The sequence below is a fragment of the Streptomyces sp. NPDC054872 genome (assembly GCF_053610705.1).
This window is the reverse complement of sequence record NZ_JBSGYY010000032.1, coordinates 18,830-42,794: the sequence shown is the minus strand read 5'-3', so window position 1 is coordinate 42,794 and position 23,965 is coordinate 18,830. Positions and strand designations below refer to the sequence as shown.

At 71.8% G+C, this 23,965-nt stretch carries 22 protein-coding genes and 1 riboswitch; of the genes, 8 read left to right on the top strand and 14 right to left on the bottom strand.

Going from position 1 to position 23,965, the window contains the following annotated elements:
- Positions 1-2 precede the first annotated feature (2 nt).
- The 6 genes from ACWGIH_RS31435 to thiO all read right to left on the bottom strand — a co-directional run bounded on the left by ACWGIH_RS31435 (position 3) and on the right by thiO (position 5,873).
- On the bottom strand, positions 3-515 hold the full coding sequence (locus ACWGIH_RS31435) for a DUF4396 domain-containing protein (RefSeq protein ID WP_453450508.1): 513 nt from the start codon (positions 513-515) through the stop codon (positions 3-5).
- 90 nt (positions 516-605) lie between these two features.
- Positions 606-1,505, bottom strand: a complete 900-nt coding sequence (locus ACWGIH_RS31430; protein ID WP_453450507.1) for a deoxyribonuclease IV — start codon at positions 1,503-1,505, stop codon at positions 606-608.
- A 107-nt stretch (positions 1,506-1,612) separates the two neighbouring features.
- Positions 1,613-3,568 carry a Stk1 family PASTA domain-containing Ser/Thr kinase gene (gene pknB, locus ACWGIH_RS31425; protein ID WP_453450506.1) on the bottom strand — a complete coding sequence of 652 codons (1,956 nt, stop codon included), beginning with the start codon at positions 3,566-3,568 and terminating at the stop codon, positions 1,613-1,615.
- A 92-nt stretch (positions 3,569-3,660) separates the two neighbouring features.
- Entirely contained in the window at positions 3,661-4,455 is a 795-nt protein-coding gene (locus tag ACWGIH_RS31420) for a thiazole synthase (protein WP_453450505.1), read from the bottom strand.
- A 6-nt stretch (positions 4,456-4,461) separates the two neighbouring features.
- Positions 4,462-4,680 carry a sulfur carrier protein ThiS gene (thiS, locus tag ACWGIH_RS31415; RefSeq protein WP_453450504.1) on the bottom strand — a complete coding sequence of 73 codons (219 nt, stop codon included), beginning with the start codon at positions 4,678-4,680 and terminating at the stop codon, positions 4,462-4,464.
- A complete protein-coding gene (gene thiO, locus ACWGIH_RS31410; RefSeq protein ID WP_453450503.1) occupies positions 4,677-5,873 on the bottom strand; it encodes a glycine oxidase ThiO in 1,197 nt (398 codons plus the stop codon). Before thiO ends, thiS begins: the two co-directional genes overlap by 4 nt.
- A riboswitch (TPP riboswitch) is annotated at positions 5,871-5,983 on the bottom strand. Its footprint overlaps the gene before it by 3 nt.
- 185 nt (positions 5,984-6,168) lie before the next feature.
- Between thiO and ACWGIH_RS31405 the strand changes: the two genes are divergently transcribed.
- The 5 genes from ACWGIH_RS31405 to ACWGIH_RS31385 all read left to right on the top strand — a co-directional run bounded on the left by ACWGIH_RS31405 (position 6,169) and on the right by ACWGIH_RS31385 (position 10,431).
- On the top strand, positions 6,169-7,335 hold the full coding sequence (locus ACWGIH_RS31405; protein WP_453450554.1) for an NAD(P)/FAD-dependent oxidoreductase: 1,167 nt from the start codon (positions 6,169-6,171) through the stop codon (positions 7,333-7,335).
- A 66-nt stretch (positions 7,336-7,401) separates the two neighbouring features.
- Positions 7,402-7,767, top strand: a complete 366-nt coding sequence (locus tag ACWGIH_RS31400) for an Rv2175c family DNA-binding protein (RefSeq protein WP_363208251.1) — start codon at positions 7,402-7,404, stop codon at positions 7,765-7,767.
- Positions 7,768-7,852: 85 nt separating this feature from the next.
- Entirely contained in the window at positions 7,853-8,503 is a 651-nt protein-coding gene (gene thiE, locus ACWGIH_RS31395; protein WP_453450502.1) for a thiamine phosphate synthase, read from the top strand.
- 89 nt (positions 8,504-8,592) lie between these two features.
- Positions 8,593-9,513, top strand: coding sequence for a methylenetetrahydrofolate reductase [NAD(P)H] (metF, locus tag ACWGIH_RS31390; RefSeq protein WP_365822753.1), 921 nt, complete (start codon positions 8,593-8,595; stop codon positions 9,511-9,513).
- A 45-nt stretch (positions 9,514-9,558) separates the two neighbouring features.
- Positions 9,559-10,431, top strand: a complete 873-nt coding sequence (locus ACWGIH_RS31385; protein ID WP_453450501.1) for a hypothetical protein — start codon at positions 9,559-9,561, stop codon at positions 10,429-10,431.
- A 43-nt stretch (positions 10,432-10,474) separates the two neighbouring features.
- Here ACWGIH_RS31385 and ACWGIH_RS31380 read toward each other — a convergent pair whose 3' ends face one another.
- The 5 genes from ACWGIH_RS31380 to ACWGIH_RS31360 all read right to left on the bottom strand — a co-directional run bounded on the left by ACWGIH_RS31380 (position 10,475) and on the right by ACWGIH_RS31360 (position 16,549).
- Positions 10,475-12,001 carry a phytoene desaturase family protein gene (locus ACWGIH_RS31380; RefSeq protein WP_453450500.1) on the bottom strand — a complete coding sequence of 509 codons (1,527 nt, stop codon included), beginning with the start codon at positions 11,999-12,001 and terminating at the stop codon, positions 10,475-10,477.
- Between the two features lie 45 nt (positions 12,002-12,046).
- Positions 12,047-12,661, bottom strand: a complete 615-nt coding sequence (locus ACWGIH_RS31375) for a DUF4126 domain-containing protein (protein ID WP_453450498.1) — start codon at positions 12,659-12,661, stop codon at positions 12,047-12,049.
- Positions 12,662-13,039: 378 nt separating this feature from the next.
- Positions 13,040-13,657 (bottom strand): TetR/AcrR family transcriptional regulator, encoded by a 618-nt coding sequence (locus ACWGIH_RS31370; RefSeq protein WP_453450318.1) that lies wholly within the window; start codon positions 13,655-13,657, stop codon positions 13,040-13,042.
- Between the two features lie 50 nt (positions 13,658-13,707).
- Positions 13,708-15,792, bottom strand: a complete 2,085-nt coding sequence (locus ACWGIH_RS31365) for a YhgE/Pip family protein (protein ID WP_453450319.1) — start codon at positions 15,790-15,792, stop codon at positions 13,708-13,710.
- Entirely contained in the window at positions 15,764-16,549 is a 786-nt protein-coding gene (locus ACWGIH_RS31360) for an ATP-binding cassette domain-containing protein (RefSeq protein ID WP_453450320.1), read from the bottom strand. The genes ACWGIH_RS31365 and ACWGIH_RS31360 overlap by 29 nt, the downstream gene beginning before the upstream one ends.
- Positions 16,550-16,712: 163 nt before the next feature.
- Between ACWGIH_RS31360 and ACWGIH_RS31355 the strand changes: the two genes are divergently transcribed.
- From ACWGIH_RS31355 to ACWGIH_RS31345, 3 genes are all read left to right on the top strand, one after another.
- On the top strand, positions 16,713-17,249 hold the full coding sequence (locus ACWGIH_RS31355; RefSeq protein WP_453450321.1) for an SAV_6107 family HEPN domain-containing protein: 537 nt from the start codon (positions 16,713-16,715) through the stop codon (positions 17,247-17,249).
- Positions 17,250-17,376: 127 nt separating this feature from the next.
- Positions 17,377-18,153, top strand: coding sequence for a methyltransferase (locus tag ACWGIH_RS31350; protein ID WP_453450322.1), 777 nt, complete (start codon positions 17,377-17,379; stop codon positions 18,151-18,153).
- 274 nt (positions 18,154-18,427) lie between these two features.
- Positions 18,428-18,847, top strand: coding sequence for a DUF3040 domain-containing protein (locus ACWGIH_RS31345; RefSeq protein WP_453450323.1), 420 nt, complete (start codon positions 18,428-18,430; stop codon positions 18,845-18,847).
- Between the two features lie 115 nt (positions 18,848-18,962).
- Here the strand turns inward: ACWGIH_RS31345 and ACWGIH_RS31340 are convergent, their stop codons facing one another.
- The 3 genes from ACWGIH_RS31340 to ACWGIH_RS31330 all read right to left on the bottom strand — a co-directional run bounded on the left by ACWGIH_RS31340 (position 18,963) and on the right by ACWGIH_RS31330 (position 23,849).
- Positions 18,963-21,395: a transglutaminase TgpA family protein gene (locus ACWGIH_RS31340; protein WP_453450324.1), complete on the bottom strand. Its 2,433-nt coding sequence runs from the start codon at positions 21,393-21,395 to the stop codon at positions 18,963-18,965.
- 67 nt (positions 21,396-21,462) lie between these two features.
- Positions 21,463-22,830, bottom strand: a complete 1,368-nt coding sequence (locus tag ACWGIH_RS31335) for a DUF58 domain-containing protein (protein ID WP_453450325.1) — start codon at positions 22,828-22,830, stop codon at positions 21,463-21,465.
- Entirely contained in the window at positions 22,830-23,849 is a 1,020-nt protein-coding gene (locus ACWGIH_RS31330; protein ID WP_453450326.1) for an AAA family ATPase, read from the bottom strand. Before ACWGIH_RS31330 ends, ACWGIH_RS31335 begins: the two co-directional genes overlap by 1 nt.
- Positions 23,850-23,965: the final 116 nt, after the last annotated feature.

Below are 23,965 nucleotides of genomic sequence, written 5' to 3'. Positions count from 1 at the left end.
GCTCAGTGGTGGTACTGGTGCACCACCGCGTGGCCCTTGCCGCGGCCGATCATCCACTTGTTGACCGGGACGGTGATCACGAAGGCGGCGGCCAGGGCGATGGCGAGGATCCACCAGAACATGGGGTCCGCCAGGTGGGCGTCCATCGCTCCGGGCCAGAGCGCGATCACGCCGTTGTCGATGAGTTCCATCACCGCGATGGACAGGGTGTCCGCGGCGAGCGCGACCCGGAACGCCGTCCTGAAATCGACGCCCGCCTTGAGGACGCCGCGCAGGGTCAGGGCGTAGCCGAAGAAGAAGGCCAGGGTGATCGCGAGGATCATCGTCTGCACGTTCCCCCAGCCCAGCGCGGTGCCGATGACCATGCCGAGGATCTCGCCGATGGCGCACCCGGTGAGGCAGTGGAGGGTGGCCTGCGCGGCCATGCGCCAGCTGACCTTGCCCATGCCGTGCTGCCCCGTGTGCTGGTGCTCGTGGTGCGCGTGCTCGGCGTGAGTGTCGTGATCGTGCTGCATGAGAATCCCCCAACGTCGGACAACGGTTCCTGCCGCCTGGCAAGAACCGTATACCCCTAGGGGGTATTCCTCAAGGGATCTCCGAGGTCTCTAGATGCTCCTGAGCTCCTTCAGACGCGCCACATCCGCCGCGTGCCCCTCCTTGCCGCCGGGCGTCTCGATGATCAGCGGCACGTTCTCGGTCGCGGCGTGAGTCATCAGCTCGCGGAAGGGTTCCTCGCCGATGTGGCCGGTGCCGATGTTCTCGTGGCGGTCCTTGTGGGCGCCGACCACGTCCTTGGAATCATTGGCGTGCACCAGCTTCAGGCGGCCCTCTCCGACGGTGTCGACCAGGAGGTCCAGCGTCTCCTTCATGCCACCGGGACCGGCCAGGTCGTGCCCCGCCGCGAAGATGTGGCAGGTGTCCAGGCAGACGCCCAGCTTCGGGTGGGCGTCCAGCGCCTCGAAGTACGGGCCGAAGTCCCAGGTGCGTGAGCAGAGCGAGAAGCCCTGGCCCGCGGTCGACTCCAGGAGGAGGAACGGGTCGTCGTCGTGCGTCAGCTCGTCGAGCAGCGGCAGCATCCGGTCGCGCACCTGTCGCAGGGCGACGGCGCGGTCCCGGCCACCGGTCGCGGAACCGGTGTGCACGACGACCCCGAGCGCGCCGATCGCGCGGGCCCTGCGCAGCGAGTGGCGCAGGGACTCCACGGACTTCTCCACGGTGGCCTCGGTGTGCGAGCCGAAGTTGATGAGGTAGGGCGCGTGGACGTACGCGGGGATCCCCTCGGCGGCACAGGCCGCGCGGAACTCCTCGTCCTGCTTCGGATTGCCGGGCGGCGTGGCCCAGCCCCGCGGGTTGGCCACGAACACCTGGACGGCCTCGGCGCCCAGGTCACGGGCGTACGAGAGGCCGACGGAGGCGAGGCCGCCCGCGACGGGGACATGGCCGCCGACGGGATTGCGGGACAGGGTGCCGGGAGGCGGGGTGCTGGGGGAGTCGTTGCTGCTCACGCGCTCAAGGGTGACATGAGCGCGTGAGCGTCCCGTCAACGGATCAAGGGATCAGCAGATCGGCAGGTCAACAACCCAACCGATCAACAACCCAACCGATCAAGGGATCAGCGGATCTGGATGGTGATCGTGGAACCCTTGGGGGCCGTGTCGCCGGCGTCCACGGACTGGTTCTCCACCTTGTCCCCGAAGAGGCCCAGCAGTCCGCGGTCCTCGTCGACGTCGAAGCCGACCGCCTTCAGCTCCTGGGTGGCCTCGTCGACGCTCATGCCCTCGACGTCCGGGACCTCGATCATCTCGGGACCCTTGGACAGCGTCAGCTTGACCGTGTCGCCCTCGGCGAGCCGCTTCTGGCCTTCCCTGGGGGACTGGTCGAGGACCGTGCCCTTGTCCTCGTCGGAGTGGACCCGCTTCGTCGCGATCTCGACCTTCAGGCCAAGGTCCTCCAGCTCGGAGGTCGCGTCGGCCTGGGAGTCGCCCGTCACGTCGGGGACATCGACCTCGGGTCCCTTGCTGACGGTGATCGCGATGGCCGAGCCCGCCTTGCGCTTGGTGCCCGCCTTCGGGTCCGTGCCGATCACGGAGCCCTTGCGGACCTCGTCGCTGAAGGCCTTGTTCGTCATCCCGGGAGCGAATCCGGCGTCCTTGAGTTCGTCCTTCGCCTTGGCCAGGGAGGCGCCCTCGAGGCTCGGGACCTTCACGATCTCGGGGCCCATCGAGATGGTCAGCGTCACCCGGTCGTTGTCCCGGATGCGCTCGCCCGCCTCGGGGTCGGTGGCCATGACCGTGCCGCGCTTGTCGGTGTCGCTGTACGCGCGCTTGACGTCCTTGACCTCGAGACCGGCTTCGCCGAGGCGCTTCTTGGCCGCCGCCTCGGTCTTCGCCAGAAGCGGTGGGACCTTCGTGAACTGGCCGGAGTTGATGTACCAGACACCCGCGCCGAGACCAAGGGCGAGAAGGACGGCGGCGACCACGGTCAGCGTGCGGCGGCGCGGATCGAGGCGCCTGCGTGCGGGCGCGGCCGGGGGAGCGGGCGGCGGCGACGCCAGGATGCTCGTGCGGTTGAGCTGGTCCTGCTGGTTCTGCCGGTCCCCGTCGCCGTCCGTGGGGAGCGGCAGCTGCACGGGGCGTCCCGTGCGCGGAATCACGCTCGTACGGTCGTCGGAGTTGTCGTGCTCCGCCGGGTGGGCCTGCGGCGGCACCGCGTCCAGCTGCTCGACGGAGAGCGCGGCGCGCGCCGCCCTGGCCTGCCCGAGGAGCGCCACCGCGTCGTACGGACGGACGTCGGGCGTGCGGGCGGTGGCGGAGGCCACGAGCTCGTCGAGCTCGACGGCGAGACCCGGGACGGCCGCCGAAGGGGGCGGTACGTCCTCGTGGAGGTGTTGGTAGAGCACCTGGGCGGGCGACTCACCGGAGTGCGGCTTGGCGCCGGTCAGCATCTCGTAGAGCACGACGCCGCACGCGTACACATCGACACGGGTGTCGGCGGTCCCGTGCTCTATCTGCTCGGGGGCGAGATAGGAGACGGTGCCGAGAACCGTGCCGGTCGTGTTCGTGACGGTGTCCACCGCGCGCACGAGCCCGAAGTCGGCGACCTTGACCCGGCCGTCATCCCCTATGAGGACGTTCTCCGGCTTCATGTCGCGGTGCACGAAGCCCGCGCGGTGCGCGGCGCCGAGCGCGGCCAGGACCGGCTCCAGGATGTCCAGGGCCGCGCGCGGCTGCAGGGCGCCGCGGTCGCGGAGCACGTCACGCAGGGTGCAGCCCGCGATGTACTCCATCGCGAGATAGACGTACGCGCCGTCGGCGCCCTGGTCGTACACCCCCACCACGTTCGGGTGGGAGAGCCGGGCGATCGACTTGGCCTCGCGGATGAAGCGCTCGACGAACGAGACGTCGGCGGCCAGTGTCGGGTGCATCACCTTGAGTGCGAGCACGCGGTCGAGGCGGGTGTCCACGGCCCGGTAGACCGTGGCCATCCCGCCGACCGCGATCCGCCCGTCCACGCGATAGCGGCCGTCGAGCACTTGCCCGACCAGCGGGTCCTGAAGGGTCGTGTCCACGCAGGGGAGTCTACGAGCCACCGCTGACACCGCTGCCCGCCCGGGCGAACTCGGGCCTCGACTGCAGCCGAGCTGTAACAGGCGCGGGACGCTCAGAACGCGGGCCGCTCCGGGTCGAGCCGTGCCATCCCCTCGGCGGGCGACGACGCCTCGGCGAAGTGGCGCCGGGGAATGCGCCCGGCCCGGTACGCGAGCCGCCCCGCCTCGACCCCGTGCCGCATGCCCTCGGCCATCAGGACCGGCTCCTGCGCCCGCGTCACGGCCGAGGCGAGCATCACACCCGCGCAGCCGAGTTCCATGGCCAGTGCCGCGTCGGACGCCGTCCCCGCGCCCGCGTCCAGGATCACCGGCACGCCGGCGCGTTCGACGATCAGCTGGAAGTTGTGCGGGTTGCGGATGCCGAGGCCGGAGCCGATGGGGGAGCCGAGCGGCATGATCGCCGCACAGCCCACGTCCTCCAGCTTCCGGGCGAGTACCGGATCGTCGTTCGTGTACGGGAGGACCGTGAAACCGTCGTCGACGAGGGTCTCGGCGGCGTCGATGAGCTCGATCGGGTCGGGCAGCAGGGTGCGCTCGTCCGCGATGACCTCCAGCTTGACCAGGTCGGTGCCGAGAGCCTCCCGCGCGAGCCGGGCGGTCAGGACGGCCTCGCCCGCGGTGAAGCAGCCCGCCGTGTTCGGCAGGACGCGGATACCGAGCCGGTCGAGGACGGAGAGCACCGAGCCCTGCACCCCGGGGTCCAGGCGGCGCATCGCGACCGTCGTCAGCTCCGTACCGGAGGCGACGAGGGAACGTTCGAGCACGTCCAGGCTCGGCGCACCGCCCGTACCCATGATCAGGCGGGAGGAAAGGGCGAGCCCGCCGATGACGAAGGGGTCGTCTGCCATGTCGGTTCAGCCTCCTTGGACGGCGGTGAGGACCTCGACGCGGTCCCCGTCGGCGAGCGGGGTGGTGGACCACCGCGTGCGCGGTACGACGGTTTCGTTGAGGGCGGCGGCGACCCCGGACGGGGCCGCGGTCAGGGTGGCGACGAGGGCTTCGAGCGTGGTGCCCGCTGCCACGTCGCGTGCTTCTCCGTTCACGGAGACGGCGGTGACGGCTGGGAGAGTCATACGGGCTGCTCCAGGAAACGCTGCGTGAGGGGATCGCGGACGAAACGCAGGGGGGTGAACCCCTGTGCCACGTCGGGCAGTTCACCGGTGGTCAGGGAGTGCGCCAGCACGTCGCCGGTGACGGGTGTCAGGAGGACGCCGTTGCGGTAGTGCCCGGTGGCCAGCTGGAGGCCGGGGAGCGCGGTCGGGCCGAGCAGCGGCGCGTTGTCGGGGGAGCCGGGGCGCAGGCCCGCGCGGGTCTCCGTCAGCGGCAGTTCCGTGATGCCGGGTACGAGCTCGTGGGCGTCCCGAAGCAGCTCGTACACGCCGCCCGCGGTGACCGTCGTGTCCCAGCCGAGCTCCTCGCTGGTCGCGCCGACGACGAGCTCGCCGTTCTCGCGCGGCACCAGGTAAATGCTGCTGCCGCGCACCACGGCGCGCACCGTGCGGCTCAGGAACGGCGCGAAACGCCGCGGCACCGTCAGCCGCAGCACCTGGCCCTTCACGGGGCGCACGGGCGGCAGGACGCCCTCCGGGACCCCGGCCAGGCGCCCGCTGAGGCTGCCCGCCGCGAGCACGGTCTGACCGGCCCCGAGCGCGGTGCCGTCGGCGAGGACGACGCCGGTGGCCCGGTCGCCCGCGACCGAGAGGCGCTCGGCCCACGCGCGGTGGAAGATCACCCCGGCCCGCTCGCAGGCCACCAGGAGCGCCGCCGCGAGCCTGCGCGGGTCGACCTGGTGATCGCCGTCGACGCGCAGGCCGCCCCGGACGCCGGGCGCGAGCATCGGCTCCAGGCGGCGGCACTCGCGCCCGCTCAGCCACTCCGACGCGAGCCCCGACTGCTGCTGAAGCGCGTGCAGCTCACGCAGGTGGGCCCGGTCGTCGGAGTCGAGTGCGACGGCGAGTGTGCCGCACGCGCGGTAGCCGAGATCGCGGCCGCTCGCCTCCGTCAGCTCGGCCGCGAACTCGGGATAGCGCCGCGCGGAGGCCAGATTCAGGCCGAGCAGCGTCTGCTCCCCGTAGTGCAGCTCGGTGACGGCGGCCAGCATGCCCGCGGCGACCTGCGCCGCGCCGCCGCCGGGCTCGGGGTCCACGACCGCGGCGGACAGGCCGCGCTGCGCCGCCCGCCAGGCCGTGACCAGGCCGATGATGCCGCCCCCGACGACAAGGACGTCGGTCGTGTTCGTCGTACGGGGTGGTGTCGGTGGATGCATGGGTGTCCAGCCCCTCCCTTCGCCGGCATGACCCGGATCAGGTTCGTACGGTCGGAGGCCGTCCAGCCTCCCTCTCAGCCCGGTGCGTCCGGGCTCCCGCGAGTGCTCTGCACCGGCCACCCTAGCCCCTGGCGTTCGGCGGCAGTAGGGGGAGCTGTCCGGGTATGAGCAGTGACGGTGTGTCAGAGATCTCGCCGTCGCGCCCTGAGGCGCGCCTCGTCCGCCGTCCTAGAGTGATCGGGTGAGTGAGCAGCGGAGGCAGGAAGAGCGCCGGGTCGTCGTCGTGGGCGCGGGGATGGCCGGGGTGCAGACCGCCGTGGCCCTGCGCGAGCAGGGGTTCGCCGGCGCGGTCACCCTGATCGGCGCGGAGCCCCACCAGCCGTACGACAGACCGCCGCTGTCCAAGGCCGTGCTGCTCGGCAAGGCGGAGGGCTCCGCCTTCGACATCGACTTCGAGGCGCTCGGCATCGAGCTGAGCCTGGGCCACGAGGTCACGGGGGTCCGTTCGGCGGACCACGAACTGGACACCGCCTCGGGGCCCGTGCCCTACGACGCACTGGTCATCGCCACCGGCGCCGAACCGATCATGCTCCCCGGTGTCTCCGGAGTCCCCGGCGTCCACCTGCTGCGCACGCTCGACGACGCCGAGCGGCTGCGGCCCGTGCTCGCCGAGCAGCACCGCATCGTGGTCGTCGGCGCGGGCTGGATCGGCGCCGAGTTCGCGACCGCCGCACGCGAGGCGGGCTGCTCCGTCACCGTCGTCGAGGCCGCGGAGCGACCGCTCGCCGGAGCGCTGCCCGCGGAGGTCGCCGCCCCGATGACGGCCTGGTACGCCGACTCCGGAACCGAACTGCGCACCCACGCGCGCGTGGAGCGCGTCGAGCCCGGCAGCGTCCACCTGGCCGACGGCACCCGGCTGCCCGCGGACGCGGTCGTCGTCGGCATCGGCGCACGCCCCGCCACGGGGTGGCTCGCGGACTCCGGCATCACCCTCGGCGCCCACCGGGAGATCCTCGCCGACGACCACCTGCGGACATCGGAACCCGACGTGTACGCGGTGGGCGACTGCTCCTCCTTCCCTTCGGGAAGGTATGGCGAGCGTCTTCTCGTCCACCACTGGGACAACGCACTTCAGGGCCCGCGCACGGTGGCGGCGAACATCATCGGCGAGACCCCTTCGGCGTACGACCCCGTCCCGTACTTCTGGTCGGAGCAGTTCGGCCGCTTCGTCCAGTACGCGGGCCACCACGCGTCCGCCGACGAGCTGGTGTGGCGCGGCGATCCGTCCGGCGCGGCCTGGAGTGTGTGCTGGCTGCGGCAGGGGGCTCTGGTGGCCCTCCTCGCGGTGGGCCGCCCCAGGGACCTGGCACAGGGCCGCAAGCTGATCGAGGCGGGCGCCCGCCTCTCCGCCGAGCTGGCGTCGGACCCCGCGGTTCCGCTGAAGAAAGCACTGCTGCCGTAGGGGTGCCGCCGTGACCGGGGGGCCTCTGACCGGCCGCTGTCGGTGCCCGGAGATACGCTTGACCCCGTGACCGAGATTGACGCAAAGACTGATGCTCTCGTCCCCGAGTGGCTCCACCTTCCCGACATCGCAGAAATGCTCGACGTCGAGGTGACGCGTGTGCGCCAGCTGGTCAAGGAGGGCCAGCTGATCGCCGTACGCCGTGGTGAGAACCGCGCGCTTCAGGTGCCGGCCGCCTTCATCGACGGCGACAAGGTCGTCAAGGGCCTGACCGGCACCCTGACGCTCCTGAAGGACGACGGCTTCTCCGACGAAGAGATGCTGGAGTGGCTCTTCACTCCCGACCCGACCCTGCCCGGCACCCCCGCACAGGCCCTGAGCGAGAATCGCGGCACGGAGGTGAAGCGTCGCGCCCAGGCGCTCGCCGTCTGACCGAAACGGAAACCGTTGCGTACGGGCCGCGGATCCCCCGGGGGACACGCGGCCCGTAGGCCACCGACGACCGGGGGACCTTTCCATGGCCACCAAGCCTGCCCGCGAGCAGCTCGCCGACGCCCGCCTCTACCTGTGTGTGGACGCCCGCAAGCGCCAGGGAGACCTCCCGGAGTTCCTCGACGCCGTCCTCGCCGGCGGTGTCGACATCTTGCAGCTGCGCGACAAGGGCATGGAGGCGGCCGAGGAGCTCGACCACCTCCAGGTCTTCGCCGACGCGGCCCGCCGGCACGGCAAGCTCCTCGCGGTGAACGACCGCGCGGACGTCGCGCACGCCATCGGCGCCGACGTGCTGCACCTGGGCCAGGGTGACCTGCCCGTCCCCGCGGCCCGCGCCGTCCTCGGCCAGGACGTCCTCATCGGCCGCTCCACGCACGCCGACACCGAGGCAGCCGCCGCGGCGACGCAGGACGGCGTGGACTACTTCTGCACAGGGCCCTGCTGGCCGACCCCCACCAAGCCCGGCCGGTACGCCCCCGGACTCGACCTCGTCAGGTACACGGCCTCGCTGGGCACCGACCGCCCGTGGTTCGCCATCGGCGGCATCGACGCGGGCAACCTCGACGAGGTGCTCGAAGCGGGCGCCCGCCGTGTCGTCGTCGTACGGGCGATCACGGAGGCGGACGATCCGGGCGCGGCGGCCGCCGACTTCGCGAAGCGGCTGCGTACGGCCTGATCGGCGATCTTCGGCCAACCTGCGGCGACGCTGTCCGCAGGGTGGACGGGGATTGGCCGGTAGCGGTGCCCCGTAGCTAACCTGCCCGTATGGCCCTAGGCACTGCTTCCACCAGAACTGATCGCGCACGCACCGTGCGCGACATGCTCGCGACCGGCAAGACGACGTACTCGTTCGAGTTCTCGGCGCCGAAGACCCCGAAGGGCGAGCGGAACCTGTGGAACGCCCTGCGCCGGGTCGAGGCGGTGGCCCCCAGCTTCGTCTCCGTGACGTACGGAGCGGGCGGGTCCACGCGCGCGGGCACGGTCAAGGAGACGCAGCAGATCGTCGCCGACTCGACGCTCACGCCGGTCGCCCACCTCACCGCGGTCGACCACTCCGTGGCCGAGCTGCGCAACATCATCGGGCAGTACGCGGACGCCGGCATCAGGAACATGCTCGCGGTCCGCGGTGACCCGCCCGGCGATCCCCTGGCGGACTGGGTCAAGCACCCCGAGGGCCTGACGTACGCCGCCGAACTGGTCCAGCTGATCAAGGAGTCCGGCGACTTCTGCGTGGGCGTCGCGGCCTTCCCCGCGATGCATCCGCGCTCGGAGGAATGGGACACCGACGTCCGGCACTTCGTCGACAAGTGCCGCGCCGGCGCCGACTACGCGATCACACAGATGTTCTTCTACCCGGAGGAGTATCTGCGCCTTCGCGACCGGGTCGAGGCCGCGGGCTGTTCGACGCCGATCATCCCGGAGATCATGCCGGTGACGAACGTGCGCATGCTGGAGCGGCTGCCCCAGCTCAGCAACGCTTCCTTCCCCCCGGCGCTCAAAGAGCGCATCCTCACAGCCAAAGACGATCCGGCGGCTGTACGCTCCATTGGCATCGAGTTCGCGACGGAGTTCTGCGCGCGACTCCTTGACGAGGGTGTGCCGGGGCTGCACTTCATCACGCTGAACAACTCCACGGCGACGCTGGAAATCTACGAGAATCTGGGTCTGCATCACCCGCAGACCTGACCGGTCGTACCCCTGCGGGCGGCGGCCGTGGGGAGAGGGGCGTACATGGGCTGGACGGTCCTCTACATCGCGTTCGGATGCGTCGCGCTGTGGCTGCTCGGCGAAGTGCTGCTGCAGTACAAGGCGCGGCTGCGCTGGCGGCTGCTCGCCTTCGGCGGCTTCCTCGGCGTGGTCATCGGCGTGCTGCTGCCGTCGGTGATCGTCATCGGTGCGGGCGCGATCGCCTTCGCCACGGGACAGACGTACGTGACGCTGTCCTTCCGGCGCGGTTTCTCCACCGGCTGGGCGCTCGGCGGCCAGCCCGGCCTGAGCAAGCGCCGCAAGACGACGCCACGGGGCGCAAAGGCCCATCAGGACCCCGTACTCCAGGTGTCCGATCTGGAGTACGAGGCGGCGGGCCCGGCAGGGCCGCCGCCCGAGGGCCCGCCCGACGTGGGGGTCTACGCGCCGGAGCCGCTGCCCGACGACACCGGGCAGTACGGCGTCTACAGCGACGCGGCGTACGCCCAGCAGCAGTCGGCCGCCGCGGACAGCGACTACGGCTACGACACGTACGCCACCGCGGGCTATGACCCCCAGCAGCCCTACGCGTACGGCGAGACGGGGCAGCAGCAGTACGCCGCGTACTCCGACCCATACATCGGGACGCAGTCGTACGGCGGCCAGCAGAGCTACGACACGTACGGCGACCAGCAGCAGTACGCGCCCTATCCCGCCGCAGATCCCTACGGCAGCGGGGCCGGGACGTACAACGAGACTCCGCCCGGCGGGGTCTGGGTGCCCCAGCAGCGCAGCGTCGAGGACCCCTACGGGCAGTACGGCGGCGAACTCCCGCCGGAGCAGCCGTACCCCTACCAGGGCGAGCAGGCCCCGGGGAACGGGTACGACGCGGGCTACGACGAGCAGTACCGGTACTGATCAAGGGCCCGCGGTGCCGGTCGGCGCCGCGGGCTTCCGCAGGTCACTGCGAGCCCCGGAACTCCGGTCCCTCCACGATCAGTCCGGCGACCAGCGTGCCGGACATCCCCGCGTGCGGAAGACCGCCGCCGGGATGGGCCCAGCCGCCGGCCGCGAAGAGCCCGGGCAGCCGTGTGCCGTTGGCCGGGTGGAGCAGCCGGCCCTCACCCGCCGCGAGGGACGGGGGCGGGACCGCGCCGCCGTCGGCGCCGGTGGCCTCCGCGATGTCGGCGGGGGTGCGCACCTCGTGCCACAGCAGGCGGTCCCGGAGTCCGGGCAGCACGGCCTCGGCGCGGTCGAGCAGCCCCTCCACGTCCGCCTCGGTGACCTCTGTGTGCGCGGGCACGGTGACCGTCAGGGTGACCGCCTCGTGTCCGGCGTCGGGCGTGAGCGCCGGGTCGGCCGGGCGCAGCACCGTGAGGGTGGGGGCGGCGGGCAGGCCGGGACGCTCCCCGAAGAGCCGGTCGAGCTCGTCCCGGCGGTCGGGGGTGTGCAGCACCGTGCGGTGGGGCGTCCCGTCCGGCCGTGCACCGGTCAGCGCCAGGAAGATCATCAGGCGGCTGGGGAGACCGGAGCGGGCCTGTACCTCACCCTCCGCCCGTATGTTCACACCGGAACCGCCGGGCATGGCGGATACACCGGACAACAAGCCGTCCAGTACGCCGGGGGCGACACCGGCGACCACGAAGTCCGCCTCGTGCGCCGTTCCGTCGGCGAGCTCGACGCCCGCCGCGCGGCCGTCCTTCTCGATGATCCGGGTCACGGGGGAGTCGAACGCGAACTCGACGCGCCGGGCGAGACACCGTTCGTACACGGCCCGCGCGAGCGCGCGCATGCCGCCGCGCACGGACCACGCGCCGAAGGTGTGCTCCATGTAGGGCAGGACGGCCGCGCTCGCCGGGGTCGCACGGGGGTCGAGGCCGCTCGCGAGGGCGTACTGCTCGAGGAGTGCCAGGAGGCGTGCATCGCCCCCCAGTTCGAACTCACCGGCCTCGGTGAGGGTCTTCGCGCGCCGCTCGCGCCGCAGGAGGCGCTTGTGCGGCACCGAGGGGTAGGGCTCGCGCTCGGCGAGAACCTGCCAGTTCGGCCAGAGGGGCTCTTCCAGGAGGGGGCGCCGGGTGCGGTCCCATGCCTCACGGGCGCGGTTCATGTACGCCGACCAGCGGGCGCCCGCGCCGCTGCCGAGGGCCGCGTCGAGGGCTTCGCCGACGCCCGCGCGCGACGCGTTCGGCAGATCGGCCGTCGTGCCGTCCGCGAAGACGTGCCGCACGGCGGGCTCCACCTGGGACAGCTCGACGCACTTCTCCAGCGGTTCCTTGCCCGTCTTGACGAACAGGTCGCGGTAGACGGCGGGGAGTTGCAGGAGGCCCGGGCCCGTGTCGAAGGCGAAGCCGTCCCGCTCGAAGCTGCCGAGCGCGCCGCCGTACGTCCCCGACCGCTCGTGGACCACCACCCGGTGGCCCGCCACGGCCAGCCGGGCGGCCGCCGTCATCGCGCCCATCCCTGCGCCGATCACCACAATCCGTGCCATGCCAGGGACTTTATCGGCCACCACTGACAGTCACGCCGGGAGCCCTCAGTCGGGCGGCCGGCCGCCGTGCGCCGCAAGCTGCCTCTCCTCGCGCCGCTGCGCCCTGCGCCGCAGGAACCGCCGGATACGCGAGATCAGGAAGTACAGCAGGATCAGGCCGAGCACCAGCAGAACGGCCGCGATGATCGCCGCCGCCTCCGGATGGAACATCGCGAAGGTGACGATCCCGGCCACCCCGAGATCCTCCGCCGTGCTCACGATGACGTTGCTGAACGGCTCCGGCGAGGTGTTGATCGCCATCCGCGTCCCGGCCTTCACGCAATGGCTCGCCAGCGCCGTGGAACCGCCCACCGCACCCGCGGCCAGGTCGGGCAGCGAACCGCTCTGCCCGGCGAGCAGCGCGCCGACCACGGCGCCGGACACCGGCCGGATCACGGTGTGCGCGGTGTCCCACACCGAGTCGACGTAAGGGATCTTGTCGGCGACGGCCTCACAGGCGAAGAGGATCCCGGCGACGATCAGCACATCAGGACGTTGCAGCGACTCCGGGACCTCGTCGGAGATCCCGGTCGCGCCGAAGACACCGAGCAGCAGGACCACGGCGTACGCGTTGATCCCGCTCGCCCAGCCGCTGGTGAAGACCAGGGGGAGTACGGACACGGACGCGATCGTAACCAGTCGGGAACGACCCGGCCTGGGGATGAGTGCCCAGGTCTGAGTATCCGTACCTAGTGATGGAGATGAGTATCAGCGCGGATGGGTCCCGACCTGCGCAGACGGAAGAGTGAGGGACACGGAGAAGGGCGCAGCGTCCGTACCGCCGACACGGGGCGGCGGAACGGCGCGGCGCCCTTGGCCGCTCCTCCCACCCCACCGAAGGTGGGAGTGAGACGCGGGGAGACGGACGGCGGCTCGGGAATGACCACCCGAGGGGCCGAACGGGGGACTGCGGGGGAACGCAAGAAGCGCCGGGCCGGTGCCACCTGGAGATCAGGCGGCACCGGCCCGGCGCCTTTGCGTGTGTGGCCCGGTCGCGGCTCAGCGGCTGCCGCTCACCCGGCCCTGCAGCAGGCGCGAGAGCGCCGAGTGCACGTCGTCGAGGGAGCGCTCCGGCTGGAAGGCCTGCCAGTCCAGGGCCGCCACCAGGACCATCCCGACGAGCGCGGCGGCCGTCAGGGGGATGTCGATCTCCTCGCTGAGCTCGCCGTTCTCCACGCCCGCGCGCAGCACGTCCTCCACGACGGCGACCGCCTGCTGCCTGACCACCATCAGGGTGGACTGCCAGGCGCGGTTGGTGCGCCACAGCTCGGCGACGTACAGCTGGGTGAAGGCGGGATAGCGGTCGATGAAGACCAGGCCCGCCCGGATCATCGCGTCCAGCGCGTCGACCTGGCTGCCGCCGCGCTCCACCGCCTTCTCGGACGCTTCCTTCAGGGAGGCGGTGAGCAGGCCGACGCCGTGCCGCAGCAGCTCTTCGAAGAGGACCGACTTGCTCGCGAAGTTGTAGTAGACCGTGCCCTTCGCGACCCCGGCCCGCTCGGCGATCTCGTCGACCGTCGTGGCCGAGAAACCCTGCTCGGCGATGAGGGTGACGGCCGCCTCGTAGAGCTTCTGCCGGGTGGCCTCACGCCGGGTGCTGGTTGCGCTGCTGTCCATGGGCCCGATTCTCACAGGTCTCGGCGCCCGGGCAGACGCACTTGCGGGTCTCACAGGCTCAGCTCCGGGTGCAGGCGGTCCAGGGTCCACACCTGCTTCTGGCGCGCGGAGAGCGCCGTCAGCGCGAGGGCGCCCGCGGTGAAGGCCGTGAGGACCACGCACGCCTGCCAGACGGGGCCGAGTCCGCCGCCCGTGATGAGCCTCCTCAGGGCGTCGACCACGTAACTCATCGGCAGGAAGGGGTGGATCGCGCCGAAGAAGGACGGACTCGTCTGGACGGGGTACGTGCCGCCTGCCGAGGTCAGCTGCAGCATCAGGACCGCGAGGACGAGGATGCGCCCGGCCGCCCCGAAGCGCGCGTTCAGCCACTGCACGATCGCGGCGAAACAGCACGTCACCAGGCAGAGGAAGCCCACCGTCCCGGCGGCCCGCGCCATCTGCAGGCCCAGGCCCCAGTGCAGGACCGACATCAGGGCCGCCGTCTGGAGCACGCCCAGCGCGGCGACCGGCAGCCAGCCCGCGAACGCGATCCGCCAGGCGGAGGCGCCCGCCGCGAGCGCGCGCCGGTTGAGCGGCTGGATCAGCATGTACGCCACCATCGCGCCGACCCACAGGGACAGCGGGATGAAGTACGGGGCGAAGCCCGTGCCGTAGTTGGGCGCCTTGTGCATCGACTGGGAGGCGAGCTGCACCGGGTCGGCCATGACGTCGGTGCGCTGGTCGCGGTCCTTCTTGCCGTAGTCGGGGATCTTCTTGACGCCGTCGTGCAGCCCGCCGGACAGCTTCCCGGAGCCGTCGGCCAGCTTGAACATGCCGCCCTTGAGGTCGGTCGCGCCCGTCTCCAGCTTGCCGATGCCGGTGTCGAGGTCGTCGGCGCCGGTCTTGGCGGTGCCGAGGCCCGTGTGCAGCTTCTTGGCGCCCTTGGCGACCTTCCCCGCGCCCGTGTTGAGTTCGTTGATCTGGGTGACGGCCTTGTTCAGGTCCTCGTCCAGGTGCGGGGCCCGGTCGGCGAGGGCCTGGGACTTCTTCTGCAGCGTGGCCAGGTGCTTGTCGAGCTTCTTGACGTCGCTGTTCTGGTCCTTGACCACGGTGTTCATGTCGTCCGCGATGGTCGACACGTTCTCGGCGGCCGTCTTGGCCTTCTTGAGCTGCGGGCAGGCAGGGTCGGGCACCGGCAGGTCCACGCAGCGCTCCGTGTAGAGGCCGCCGATGGTCTCGGAGCCCTTCTTGGCGCCCTCGGCCGCCCCGGGTGCGAGCTTGACCCAGGTGTCCAGGTTGCCCCGCAGGGCCTTGGAGGAGTCGGCGACGAGCTGGGCCGTGTCTCCGATGGTCTTGCCGTTGTCCTTGAGGAAGGGCCGCACCTGGTCCGCGGTGCCGTTGACCTTGTCGGCCAGCTTCTGGGTGCCGTCCGAGACCTTCTTCGCCCCGGTCTCCAGATCGCCCGCGCCCTTGTCGAGCTTCTTGATGCCCCCGGCCAGGTCCCCGCTGCCCTTCTTGGCGTCCTTGAGGCCGGTCACGAGCTTCTTGGAGCCCTTCTTGGCCTCGCCGATGCCGCTGTCGAGCTTGTCGGCGCCCTTGGCGGCCTTCTCGGTCGCCCCGTGGATGTCGGAGAAGGAGATGAAGATCTTGTCGAGGAAGGAGCGCGAGGCCTTCGTGGAGGCGGCCGTGCGCACCTCGGAGAAGACCGTCCGGGAGATCTGCCCGACGATGTAGTTGTTGGCGTCGTTCGTGCGGACCCGCAGGGCGCCCGTCTCCGGGGAGTCGCCGGAACTCGACGCGACGCGCTTGCTGAAGTCGGACGGCATCGTCAGCGACAGGTAGTACGTCCCGTCCTCGACACCCGCGCGTGCCTCGGCGGAACTCACCTCGTGCCAGTCGAAGGTCTTGCTGTCCTTGAGCCCGTCGACGATGCCGTCACCCACCGCGAGCTTCTTGCCCGAGGCCGTGGCGCCCTTGTCGTCGTTGACGAGCGCCACGGGAATGCGGTCGAGGCGGCCGTACGGGTCCCAGAACGAGCAGAGGTACAGCGCGCCGTACAGCAGGGGCAGCAGCAGGAGCGCGACGAGCGCGGCACGCGGCAGCTTTCCCCTGCCGAAGCGCCTGAGCTCAAGCGAGGCCAGCTTCGGCGAGCGCATCCGCCGTCTCCTTGTCGTCGGTTTCGTTGTCGTCGGTCTTGCTGTCGTCGGCGCGGACCGTGGATACGGCGATCGCGTCGTCGGGGGCTTCGTTGCACACGGCCACGACGGTGGTGCCGCTCTTGGTGAGGGACCTCAACAGGTCCCAGGCCTCGCGCCGTTCGGCGTCCGACAGCTTGAGGTCGACGTCGTCGACACCAAGGAGCCGGGGCCGCCCGATCAGCGCGAGGGCCACGGAGAGCCGCAGGATCTCCAGGCGCTCCAGATCGCGTACGGAGGTCCGCCGCCCCTTGGGCAGCGACTCCATGTCGAGCCCCGCGGCGGTCAGCGCCGTGTCGACCCGCAGCCGCGCCTCGGCCTTCCGCTCGGCGCGCGGCCTCAGCAGGCCCCGCAGGGAGCCGCCGAACCGCCGCTGCAGCAGCGCCCGTTCGTGCAGGTGCTCGGCGACGGTCAGCGCCGGATCGAGGTCGGTCACGCCGGGCACGGGCCCGAGCGCGCTGATCCGGCGGACCGCCGCGAGCTGCTTGGGCAGCCGGAAGCCCCCCACCGAGGCCTCACCCTCGGTGGGGCGCATCCGCCCGGTGAGCGCGAGCAGCAGACAGGTGCGGCCCGACCCCGAGGCTCCCTCGATCGCGATCAGCGACCCGGGTCCGGCCTCGACGCCGACCCCGCGGAACGCCCAGCCCCGCGGTCCCTTGAGCCCGAACTCCCGCGCTGTGACGGCGGCTCCCCGCTCGCCGTCGTTCGGCCCGTCCACAGTTCCCCCTCGCGCCCACTTTTTTGAACTGACTGGTCAGTGCAAAAACTAACGCGAACCGGCGATCGAGGCAAAAGCCCAGGTCAGAGCCGATTGTCAGTGGCGTACTACACGATGTGCACATACGGCCACATAGCCGTTACGCGACGACAGGAGGTTCGTCATGGCCAGCACTTCCGCAGCAGCCGCACGTCGGCACCGCCCCGTCGGCCCTGCCCCCGTAGCGACCGGCCCCGCGAGCGACGTGCACCCCGTCCTGCGCCGGGCCACGGCCCCGCCCGCCGCACTCGAACTGCTCGCCCAGGCCCGCGCCGGCATCGACGAGGCCGCGCACCTGGAGCCTCCGAACGAGCGCTATGCCACGGCCCACCTCGCGGCCCTGCGCACCGCGGCCGCCGTCCTCGCCGCCCGCGGCCGGCCCGAGGCGACCCCGCGCCGCAGGCAGCGCATCCGGAGCGCCTGGGAAGTGCTCCCCGAGATAGCACCCGAACTGGCCGAGTGGAGCGCCCTGTTCGCCTCCGGCGCGCCGCGCAGGGCCCGCGCGGAGGCCGGCATACAGGGCGCGGCCACCGTCCGGGACGCGGACGATCTGCTGCGTGACGTGGGGATGTTCTTACGCCTCGTCGAGCGGATGCTGGGGCTGCAGCCGGTGCTGCCCCAGCCCAGGCGGGAGCCGCCGGACGCGAGCCGAGACGGGTGACGGGGCAGTCGTCCGAAGGCAATAGGGTGGGAGCGCCCGCACCCTCCTGACTGCCGCAAGAGCAGGCGGAGGGAACCCCCTAGCTCCGCCGCGGACGTGCGGTGGACGCGCCGAGGAGTCAACTGCCGTGTCGGACCCGATGCGCCCCCGCGCTTCTCTCCGTACCGCCGTGGTCTGGGAGGTCCTCAAGGACGCCCTCGACCGCCGGGTCAAGGCCACGGGCCGGGAGTCACACTCCCTCGACGTGCTCGACACCGGAGGCGGCAGCGGAAACTTCGCCGTGCCCGTCGCCCGCCTCGGCCACCGCGTCACCGTCGTCGACCCCAGCCCGAACGCCCTCTTCGCGCTCGAGCGCCGGGCCGCCGAGGCGGGCGTCGCCGACCGCGTGCGCGGCGTCCAGGGCGACGTGCACGGCCTCTTCGACGTCGTGGAGCGGGCCGGGTTCGACGCCGTCCTGTGCCACGGCGTCCTGGAGTACGTGGACGATCCCGCCGAGGGCGTGCGCCACGCGGTCAGCGCGCTGCGCCCTTCCGGCACCCTGAGCCTGCTCGCCGCCGGTCTCGGCGGAGCGGTGCTCGCCAGGGCGCTCGCCGGGCACTTCACCGAGGCCAGGCAGGCGCTCGACGACCCGGCCGGCCGCTGGGGCGAGGGTGACCCCGTGCCGCGGCGCTTCACCGCCGAACAGCTCACCGGTCTCGTCGAGGACGCCGGCGTCAGGGTCGACGCCGTGCACGGCGTGCGGGTCTTCGCCGACCTGGTTCCCGGCGTTCTCGTGGACACCGAACCCGGCGCCCTGGAGGCCCTGCTCAAGCTGGAGGCGGCCGCCGCCGAGCTCGCCGCCTTCCACTCCGTGGCCACCCAGTTGCATGTGCTCGGTGAGACCCGGGATGCCGACGAGGCCTGATGTCCGGCATGGCTGCCCCGCTGATCAGCGGCGCAGCCGCACATGGAGTACGGCACACACCCCCCGAACGGGCTACGGGCGCCGTATGATCGAGGCAGACCGTCCGGCATGCCGGATCGGCCGCTGGGGAATGAACGCTTCAGTGAGCCGAAGCGGCAGGGTGGTCCGGTTTGGCGAAGTTGGCGCAGAGGGGCGGGTTTCACGGGGGCGATTCCCTGCCTATCCTGAAGGGGACCCCCGGTCGCCCCGGCGACTGCACGATGAGGAGGACTCCGTGCCGCTCTCGGAGCACGAGCAGCGCATGCTCGAGCAGATGGAGCGAGCGCTGTACGCCGAAGATCCCAAGTTCGCGACAGCGCTCGAGGGAAGCGGGCTGCGTACGTACACCCGGCGACGGGTCTACCAAGCGGTCGCGGGCTTCCTTGTGGGTATTGCCCTTCTCATGGCGGGAATGGTCGCCCAGCAGATCTGGGTGAGCGTGGTCGGTTTCCTCGTCATGCTCGGTTGTGCGGTGCTCGCCGTCACCGGATGGCGCAAAGCCCCCAAGCCAGGTGAACAGCCGGCCGCCGGCACGCCAGGCACACCAACGGCCCCGGGCAGCACCCCGGCCCGTCGGCAGGCCAGGCAGCGCCGGTCGATGATGGACCGGATCGAGCAGCGTTGGCAGCGCCGCCGCGACGAACAGGGCCAATAGCCTTCCAGCTTTTCAGCAACACATAGGGCGCCGGTCGTCCCCCTCATCGAGGCGGGAGACCGGCGCCCTACGTGTGTCAGCCCTGCTGTGTCAGTCCTCCTGCTGCCTGTGTGCGTCAGCTCTGCTGCTGCGACGGACCCGACGGTCGCGAAGGCCTCCGCAGTGCCGTCCACCGCTTGGCGACCCGCTCGGACCACCGTGCCTTGACCGCCGTCCAGCGGTCCGAGACCGCCCACACCACCCGTGCGGCCGAACGCGGGGCGAGTGTTGCCCGCAGCCGTGCCGAGCGGTTCGACGTGGCCCGCAGACCGTCCGACACGCGGTGCACGTCATCGGCCAGGCCCGCCGTCAGCTGCGGCCGTGGCGCGTAGAGGACCTGCTCGACCGCCGCGGCCAGCCGGTGGACGGAATCCGCGGGTGCCGCGGTGAGCTGCCCGATCCGCACGATCCGGGCCGCCGCCTTGCGCGGGGTCTGTGACTCGTCCGGCGTGATCCCGTGGTCCCAGGCCGTGTCGGTCACCTCGAGCCAGGCGGCGAGGGTTCGTGCGGCCGCGTCCGCCTCCGTACGGCCCGTCGAGCCCAGGCGCACCGCACGGATCCGCCGGCGCCACAGCATCGGCAGCAAGGGCAGGCCGAGGACCACCAGCGCCCCCAGGGTCACCGCCACGATCGTGTCGATCGGCGGGCCGTCGCCGCCCGAGCCCCCCGCGATCGCCGGGGCCGTGCTCGCGCAGCCGCCCTGCCTCTGCTGGTCGGGCGGGCAGCTCGCCGAGGCCGACGGCTCGTCGGACGGCGCCGACGACGCACTCGACTCGGGCGCCGCCGGGTCGCTCGCGCCGTCGGACGGGGTGTCCGGGCGCGTGTAGTCCGGCACCGTGCCTCGGTTCGGGGTGGGCTCGAAGCGGGTCCAGCCCACGCCCTCGAAGTACAGCTCGGGCCAGGCGTGCGCGTCCCGCAGTCCGACCGACATCGAGCCGTCCGCCTGAGCGGCGCCGGGCGTGAAGCCCACCGCGACGCGCGCGGGGATGTCCAGCGTCCGCGCCATCGAGGCCATCGCGAACGAGAAGTGGACGCAGAAGCCTTCCTTCTGCTCCAGGAAGCGGGCGATCGCCGCCGGGCCACTGCCCGCGCGCACCTGCGTGTTGTAGGTGAAGCCGCCCTCCGACGCGAAGTAGTCCTGGAGCTTGACCGCCTTCTCGTAGTCGTTCGACGAGCCCTTGGTGATCTTGCGGGCCTCGGATGCCACCACGGAGGGCAAGGTCTCGGGCACCTTGGTGAACTCCCGCGCGATCTGCCTCGGCGGCTCGGCGGCGTTGGCCAGCTGTTCGGCCGTGGGCTCCACGATGAGGCTCTTGACCCCGTACTGCGCGCCGCGGGTCGTCTGCCCGCGGTCACCCACCAGGGCGCGTCCCACCGGCTCGTACCGCCAGCGGCCGTTGATCTTCACCTCGCTCGCCGGGTAGGGCATCGGCAGCCAGTTCTGCGCGTAGCTGTCGGCGGCCGAGATGTTCGTCTGGATCTCGCTCCTGCGGACGTCGGGATAGAGCCCCGGCGGATCCTCCAGGCGCGGGGGCACGTCCTCGATGCTGCGGACGGTGGTCTTCCACGTCGTGCCGTCGAACTGGTCGAGGGAGACGATCCGCAGGTAGAGGTTCTCCGTCTCCTTGGCGTTCGTCTTGTACGAGATGACCTCGCGGTCGTCCGGTTCGTTCAGGCTGTCCTGGAGCGCGACCAGCGGATTCACCGCCGAGATCGTGCCGCCACCACCGGAACCCGAGCCTCCGGCGCCGCCGGAACCATCGAGGAGCCCGCCGTCCAGGGCGGGCAGCGCGAGCGGCACCACCAGGGCGATGCCCAGGGCCACCGCGCCGATGCGCCGGCCCGTGCGGACCGGCGCGATCGCACCGCTGTCGGTCTCCAGGCCCCCGGAGATCCGTCCCGGCGCGCGCGCCGCGCCCCCGAAGACCCGCCCCCACTGGGAGAGCCGGTCCCGGCCCTCCGCCAGGAGCAGCAGCAGATATCCGGCGGCCGCGAGCAGGAACCACAGCCACCCGGCCCCGTCCCCGGAGAGCCCCGCGGCGACCGAGTACAGCGCGAGCAGCGGAAGACCCGCGGGCGCCGCCGTACGGAACGTCACCGCGAGGGCGTCCACCGCCAGGCCGATCACCAGGACGCCGCCGACCAGCATCAGCCGGATGCCGTCACTGAGCGGCGCCGGGATCGCGTACTGCCCGACGTCGTTGCCGCCCGCCTCGAGGAGCAGCCCGAACTCCCGGAACACGTCGGGGCCCGGAATCACCCCGCCGATCGCCTGCTCGCGGGCGAACACCAGCGTCAGCATCAGCAGCGTCACCAGGGCCTGCACCGCGACCGTGACCGGCCGGGCCAGCGGGACCCGCCGGGTGAGCGCCCCCACGCCGCTCTGCAGCGCGAGCAGGATCGCCGCCTGGAGGAACCACGTCGCCGGATCGACGAGCGGAAGCAGCGCCCCCGATGCCATCAGCGTCGCCGCCGTGGCACAGAGCGCGAGTCGCGCGCGCCCACTCATGAACGTCCCCCCGTTGTCGTGCCCTTGGTCCCGCCTGCCGGGCAGCCGTTCGTCTCCGGCCCCCGGTTCATCCCCAGCCCCCGGTCGTCGTGCCCGCCGCGGGAGCCGGGCCCGCGCCCGCCCGCAGATGGTCCGCCTGGCGCCACAGGTCCACCAGGGGAACCCCGGGGGGTACCGCCACGGCCGTCCAGCCCGCCTCGCGCAGCATCCGGACCCGCTCGTCGCCGGGGCCCGCCGGAGGGCCGCCGGAGCCCTGCGCCCAGACCGTGGCGTCCAGGACGAAGGCGACCGCGGCGCCGCTGCGCTGGCGCATCTTGGCGGCCACCGTCGCCTGTTCCTCGTCGAGGTCGCCGAAGAAGGCGATCAGGAGGCCTTCGTTGCCCCCGCGCAGCACGTCGTACGCGGGTGAGAGCCCCGTGCCGTCCGAGTGGTCGATCACCGCGAGGGTGTCCATCATCAGCCCCGCCGCGTCGGCCGACTCCTGGCTCGCGCCCGCGAAACCGTCCGAGCCCTCGCCGGGCACCGAATTCCCGGTGTCCGTCAACAGCCGTACGGAAAAGCCCCGTTCGAGCATGTGGACCAGGGTGGACGCCGTGCCCGACACCGCCCACTCGAAGGCCGAGTCGGGCCCCGCGCCCCGGAAGGCGCGCGCCCGGGTGTCGAGCAGCACCGTGCAGCGGGCCCGCTGCGGCTGCTCCTCGCGGCGCACCATGAGCTCTCCATAGCGGGCCGTGGAGCGCCAGTGGACGCGGCGCAGGTCGTCGCCGTGGCGGTAGCCCCGCGGGATCACGTCGTCCTCGCCCGCGAGGGCCAGCGAGCGGTTGCGCCCGTCGCCGTACCCCTTGGCCTCGCCGGTGAGCCGCACCGGAGGCAGTGCCTCCACCCGCGGGATGACCGTCAAGGTGTCGTACGTCGAGAAGGAGCGCGTCAGTTCGCACATCCCGAACGGGTCCGTCAGGCGCAGCTGCAGCGGTCCCAGCGGATAGCGCCCCCGCAGATCCGAGCGGACGCGGTAGGACACCTCACGGCGGCCGCCCGCCTCCACCCGGTCGAGCACGAACCGGGGCCGCGGCCCCAGGACGTAGGGCACCCGGTCCTGGAGCATCAGCAGTCCCGTGGGCAGCCGCGAGACGTTGTCCATCCGCAGGTGGACCCGCGCCTCGGAACTGGCGGGCACGCGCGCGGGGGAGAGCCTGCGGCTGCCCGCGACGCGGTAGCGGGTGCGATAGAGCACCGTCGCGCACACCAGCGGAAGCACGGCGAGCAGCAGCCCGACCCGGAGCAGATCACTCTGCCCCAGGACATACGCGCAGATGGCGGCGGCCACTCCGGCCGCGAGGAACGAGCGCCCGCGCGTCGTCAGACCCGCGAGCGCGGTCCGCAGTCCGCCCTTGCCCTCCTCGTCCTGCGCCGGCTGCGGCCCCCCGGCCGCCATCACAGCCTCCGTGCGCCGGGCGGCTGCTGGTTGAAGTAACCGCTGTTCGGCTGGACGGCGGCCGGTACGGGCGTGCGCTGGAGGATCTCCAGGACGACCGACTCGGCCGTACGCCGGTTCAACTGGGCCTGGGCCGTGGGCAGCAGCCGGTGCGCGAGCACCGCCACGGCCAGGGCCTGGACGTCGTCCGGCAGCGCGAACTCCCGGCCGCTGAGCGCCGCGGAGGCCTTGGCCGCCCGCAGCAGGTGCAGCGTCGCGCGCGGCGACGCCCCGAGTCTCAGGTCGGGGTGGTTGCGGGTCGCCCCGACCAGGTCCACCGCGTACCGCCGCACGGAGTCGGCGACGTGGACCGTGCGCACGGCGTCGATGAGCTTGACGATGTCGTGCGCGTGCGCCACCGGCTGGAGGTCGTCGAGCGGCGAGACACCGCCGTGCACGTCCAGCATCTGCAGCTCGGCCTCCGCGTTCGGATAGCCGATCGAGACGCGCGCCATGAAGCGGTCGCGCTGCGCCTCGGGGAGGGGATAGGTCCCCTCCATCTCGACGGGGTTCTGCGTCGCCACCACCATGAAGGGGCTCGGCAGTTCGTAGGTCTGCCCGTCGATGGTGACCTGGCGCTCCTCCATGGACTCCAGGAGCGCCGACTGCGTCTTGGGGGACGCGCGGTTGATCTCGTCGCCGATCACGATCTGCGCGAAGATCGCGCCGGGCTTGAACTCGAAGTCCCGGCGCTGCTGGTCGAAGATGGACACACCAGTGATGTCCGACGGCAGCAGGTCGGGCGTGAACTGGATGCGCCGCACGGAGCAGTCGATGGACCGCGCCAGTGCCTTGGCGAGCATGGTCTTGCCCACGCCCGGCACATCCTCGATCAGCAGATGCCCCTCGGCGAGGAGCACGGTCAGCGAAAGCCGTACGACCTCCGGCTTGCCCTCGATCACACCCTCCACCGAACCGCGGACACGCTCCGCTGTGGCGGTCAGATCTGTGAGGCTCGCTCGATCGTCATAGGTCGTCACCCGGCCCTCCTCGGACACGTTCTCCGGGCCGACGCATCTGTGTGCGGCCCGGCCCACCCCGAATCACGGACACCACGCGTGAATGGTTCAGCGTGGTGCCACACCCCGCATTCTTG

What these genes read in the sequence shown, in the direction of transcription:
- ACWGIH_RS31435 (WP_453450508.1), bottom strand. Translation starts at nt 515, where the DNA reads ATGCAGCACGATCACGACACTCACGCCGAGCACGCGCACCACGAGCAC.
- ACWGIH_RS31420 (WP_453450505.1), bottom strand. Translation starts at nt 4,455, where the DNA reads ATGGCAGACGACCCCTTCGTCATCGGCGGGCTCGCCCTTTCCTCCCGC.
- thiS (WP_453450504.1), bottom strand. Translation starts at nt 4,680, where the DNA reads ATGACTCTCCCAGCCGTCACCGCCGTCTCCGTGAACGGAGAAGCACGC.
- thiO (WP_453450503.1), bottom strand. Translation starts at nt 5,873, where the DNA reads ATGCATCCACCGACACCACCCCGTACGACGAACACGACCGACGTCCTT.
- ACWGIH_RS31405 (WP_453450554.1), top strand. Translation starts at nt 6,169, where the DNA reads ATGGCCGGGGTGCAGACCGCCGTGGCCCTGCGCGAGCAGGGGTTCGCC.
- thiE (WP_453450502.1), top strand. Translation starts at nt 7,853, where the DNA reads ATGGCCACCAAGCCTGCCCGCGAGCAGCTCGCCGACGCCCGCCTCTAC.
- metF (WP_365822753.1), top strand. Translation starts at nt 8,593, where the DNA reads ATGGCCCTAGGCACTGCTTCCACCAGAACTGATCGCGCACGCACCGTG.
- ACWGIH_RS31385 (WP_453450501.1), top strand. Translation starts at nt 9,559, where the DNA reads ATGGGCTGGACGGTCCTCTACATCGCGTTCGGATGCGTCGCGCTGTGG.
- ACWGIH_RS31380 (WP_453450500.1), bottom strand. Translation starts at nt 12,001, where the DNA reads ATGGCACGGATTGTGGTGATCGGCGCAGGGATGGGCGCGATGACGGCG.
- ACWGIH_RS31370 (WP_453450318.1), bottom strand. Translation starts at nt 13,657, where the DNA reads ATGGACAGCAGCGCAACCAGCACCCGGCGTGAGGCCACCCGGCAGAAG.
- ACWGIH_RS31365 (WP_453450319.1), bottom strand. Translation starts at nt 15,792, where the DNA reads ATGCGCTCGCCGAAGCTGGCCTCGCTTGAGCTCAGGCGCTTCGGCAGG.
- ACWGIH_RS31355 (WP_453450321.1), top strand. Translation starts at nt 16,713, where the DNA reads ATGGCCAGCACTTCCGCAGCAGCCGCACGTCGGCACCGCCCCGTCGGC.
- ACWGIH_RS31340 (WP_453450324.1), bottom strand. Translation starts at nt 21,395, where the DNA reads ATGAGTGGGCGCGCGCGACTCGCGCTCTGTGCCACGGCGGCGACGCTG.
- ACWGIH_RS31335 (WP_453450325.1), bottom strand. Translation starts at nt 22,830, where the DNA reads ATGGCGGCCGGGGGGCCGCAGCCGGCGCAGGACGAGGAGGGCAAGGGC.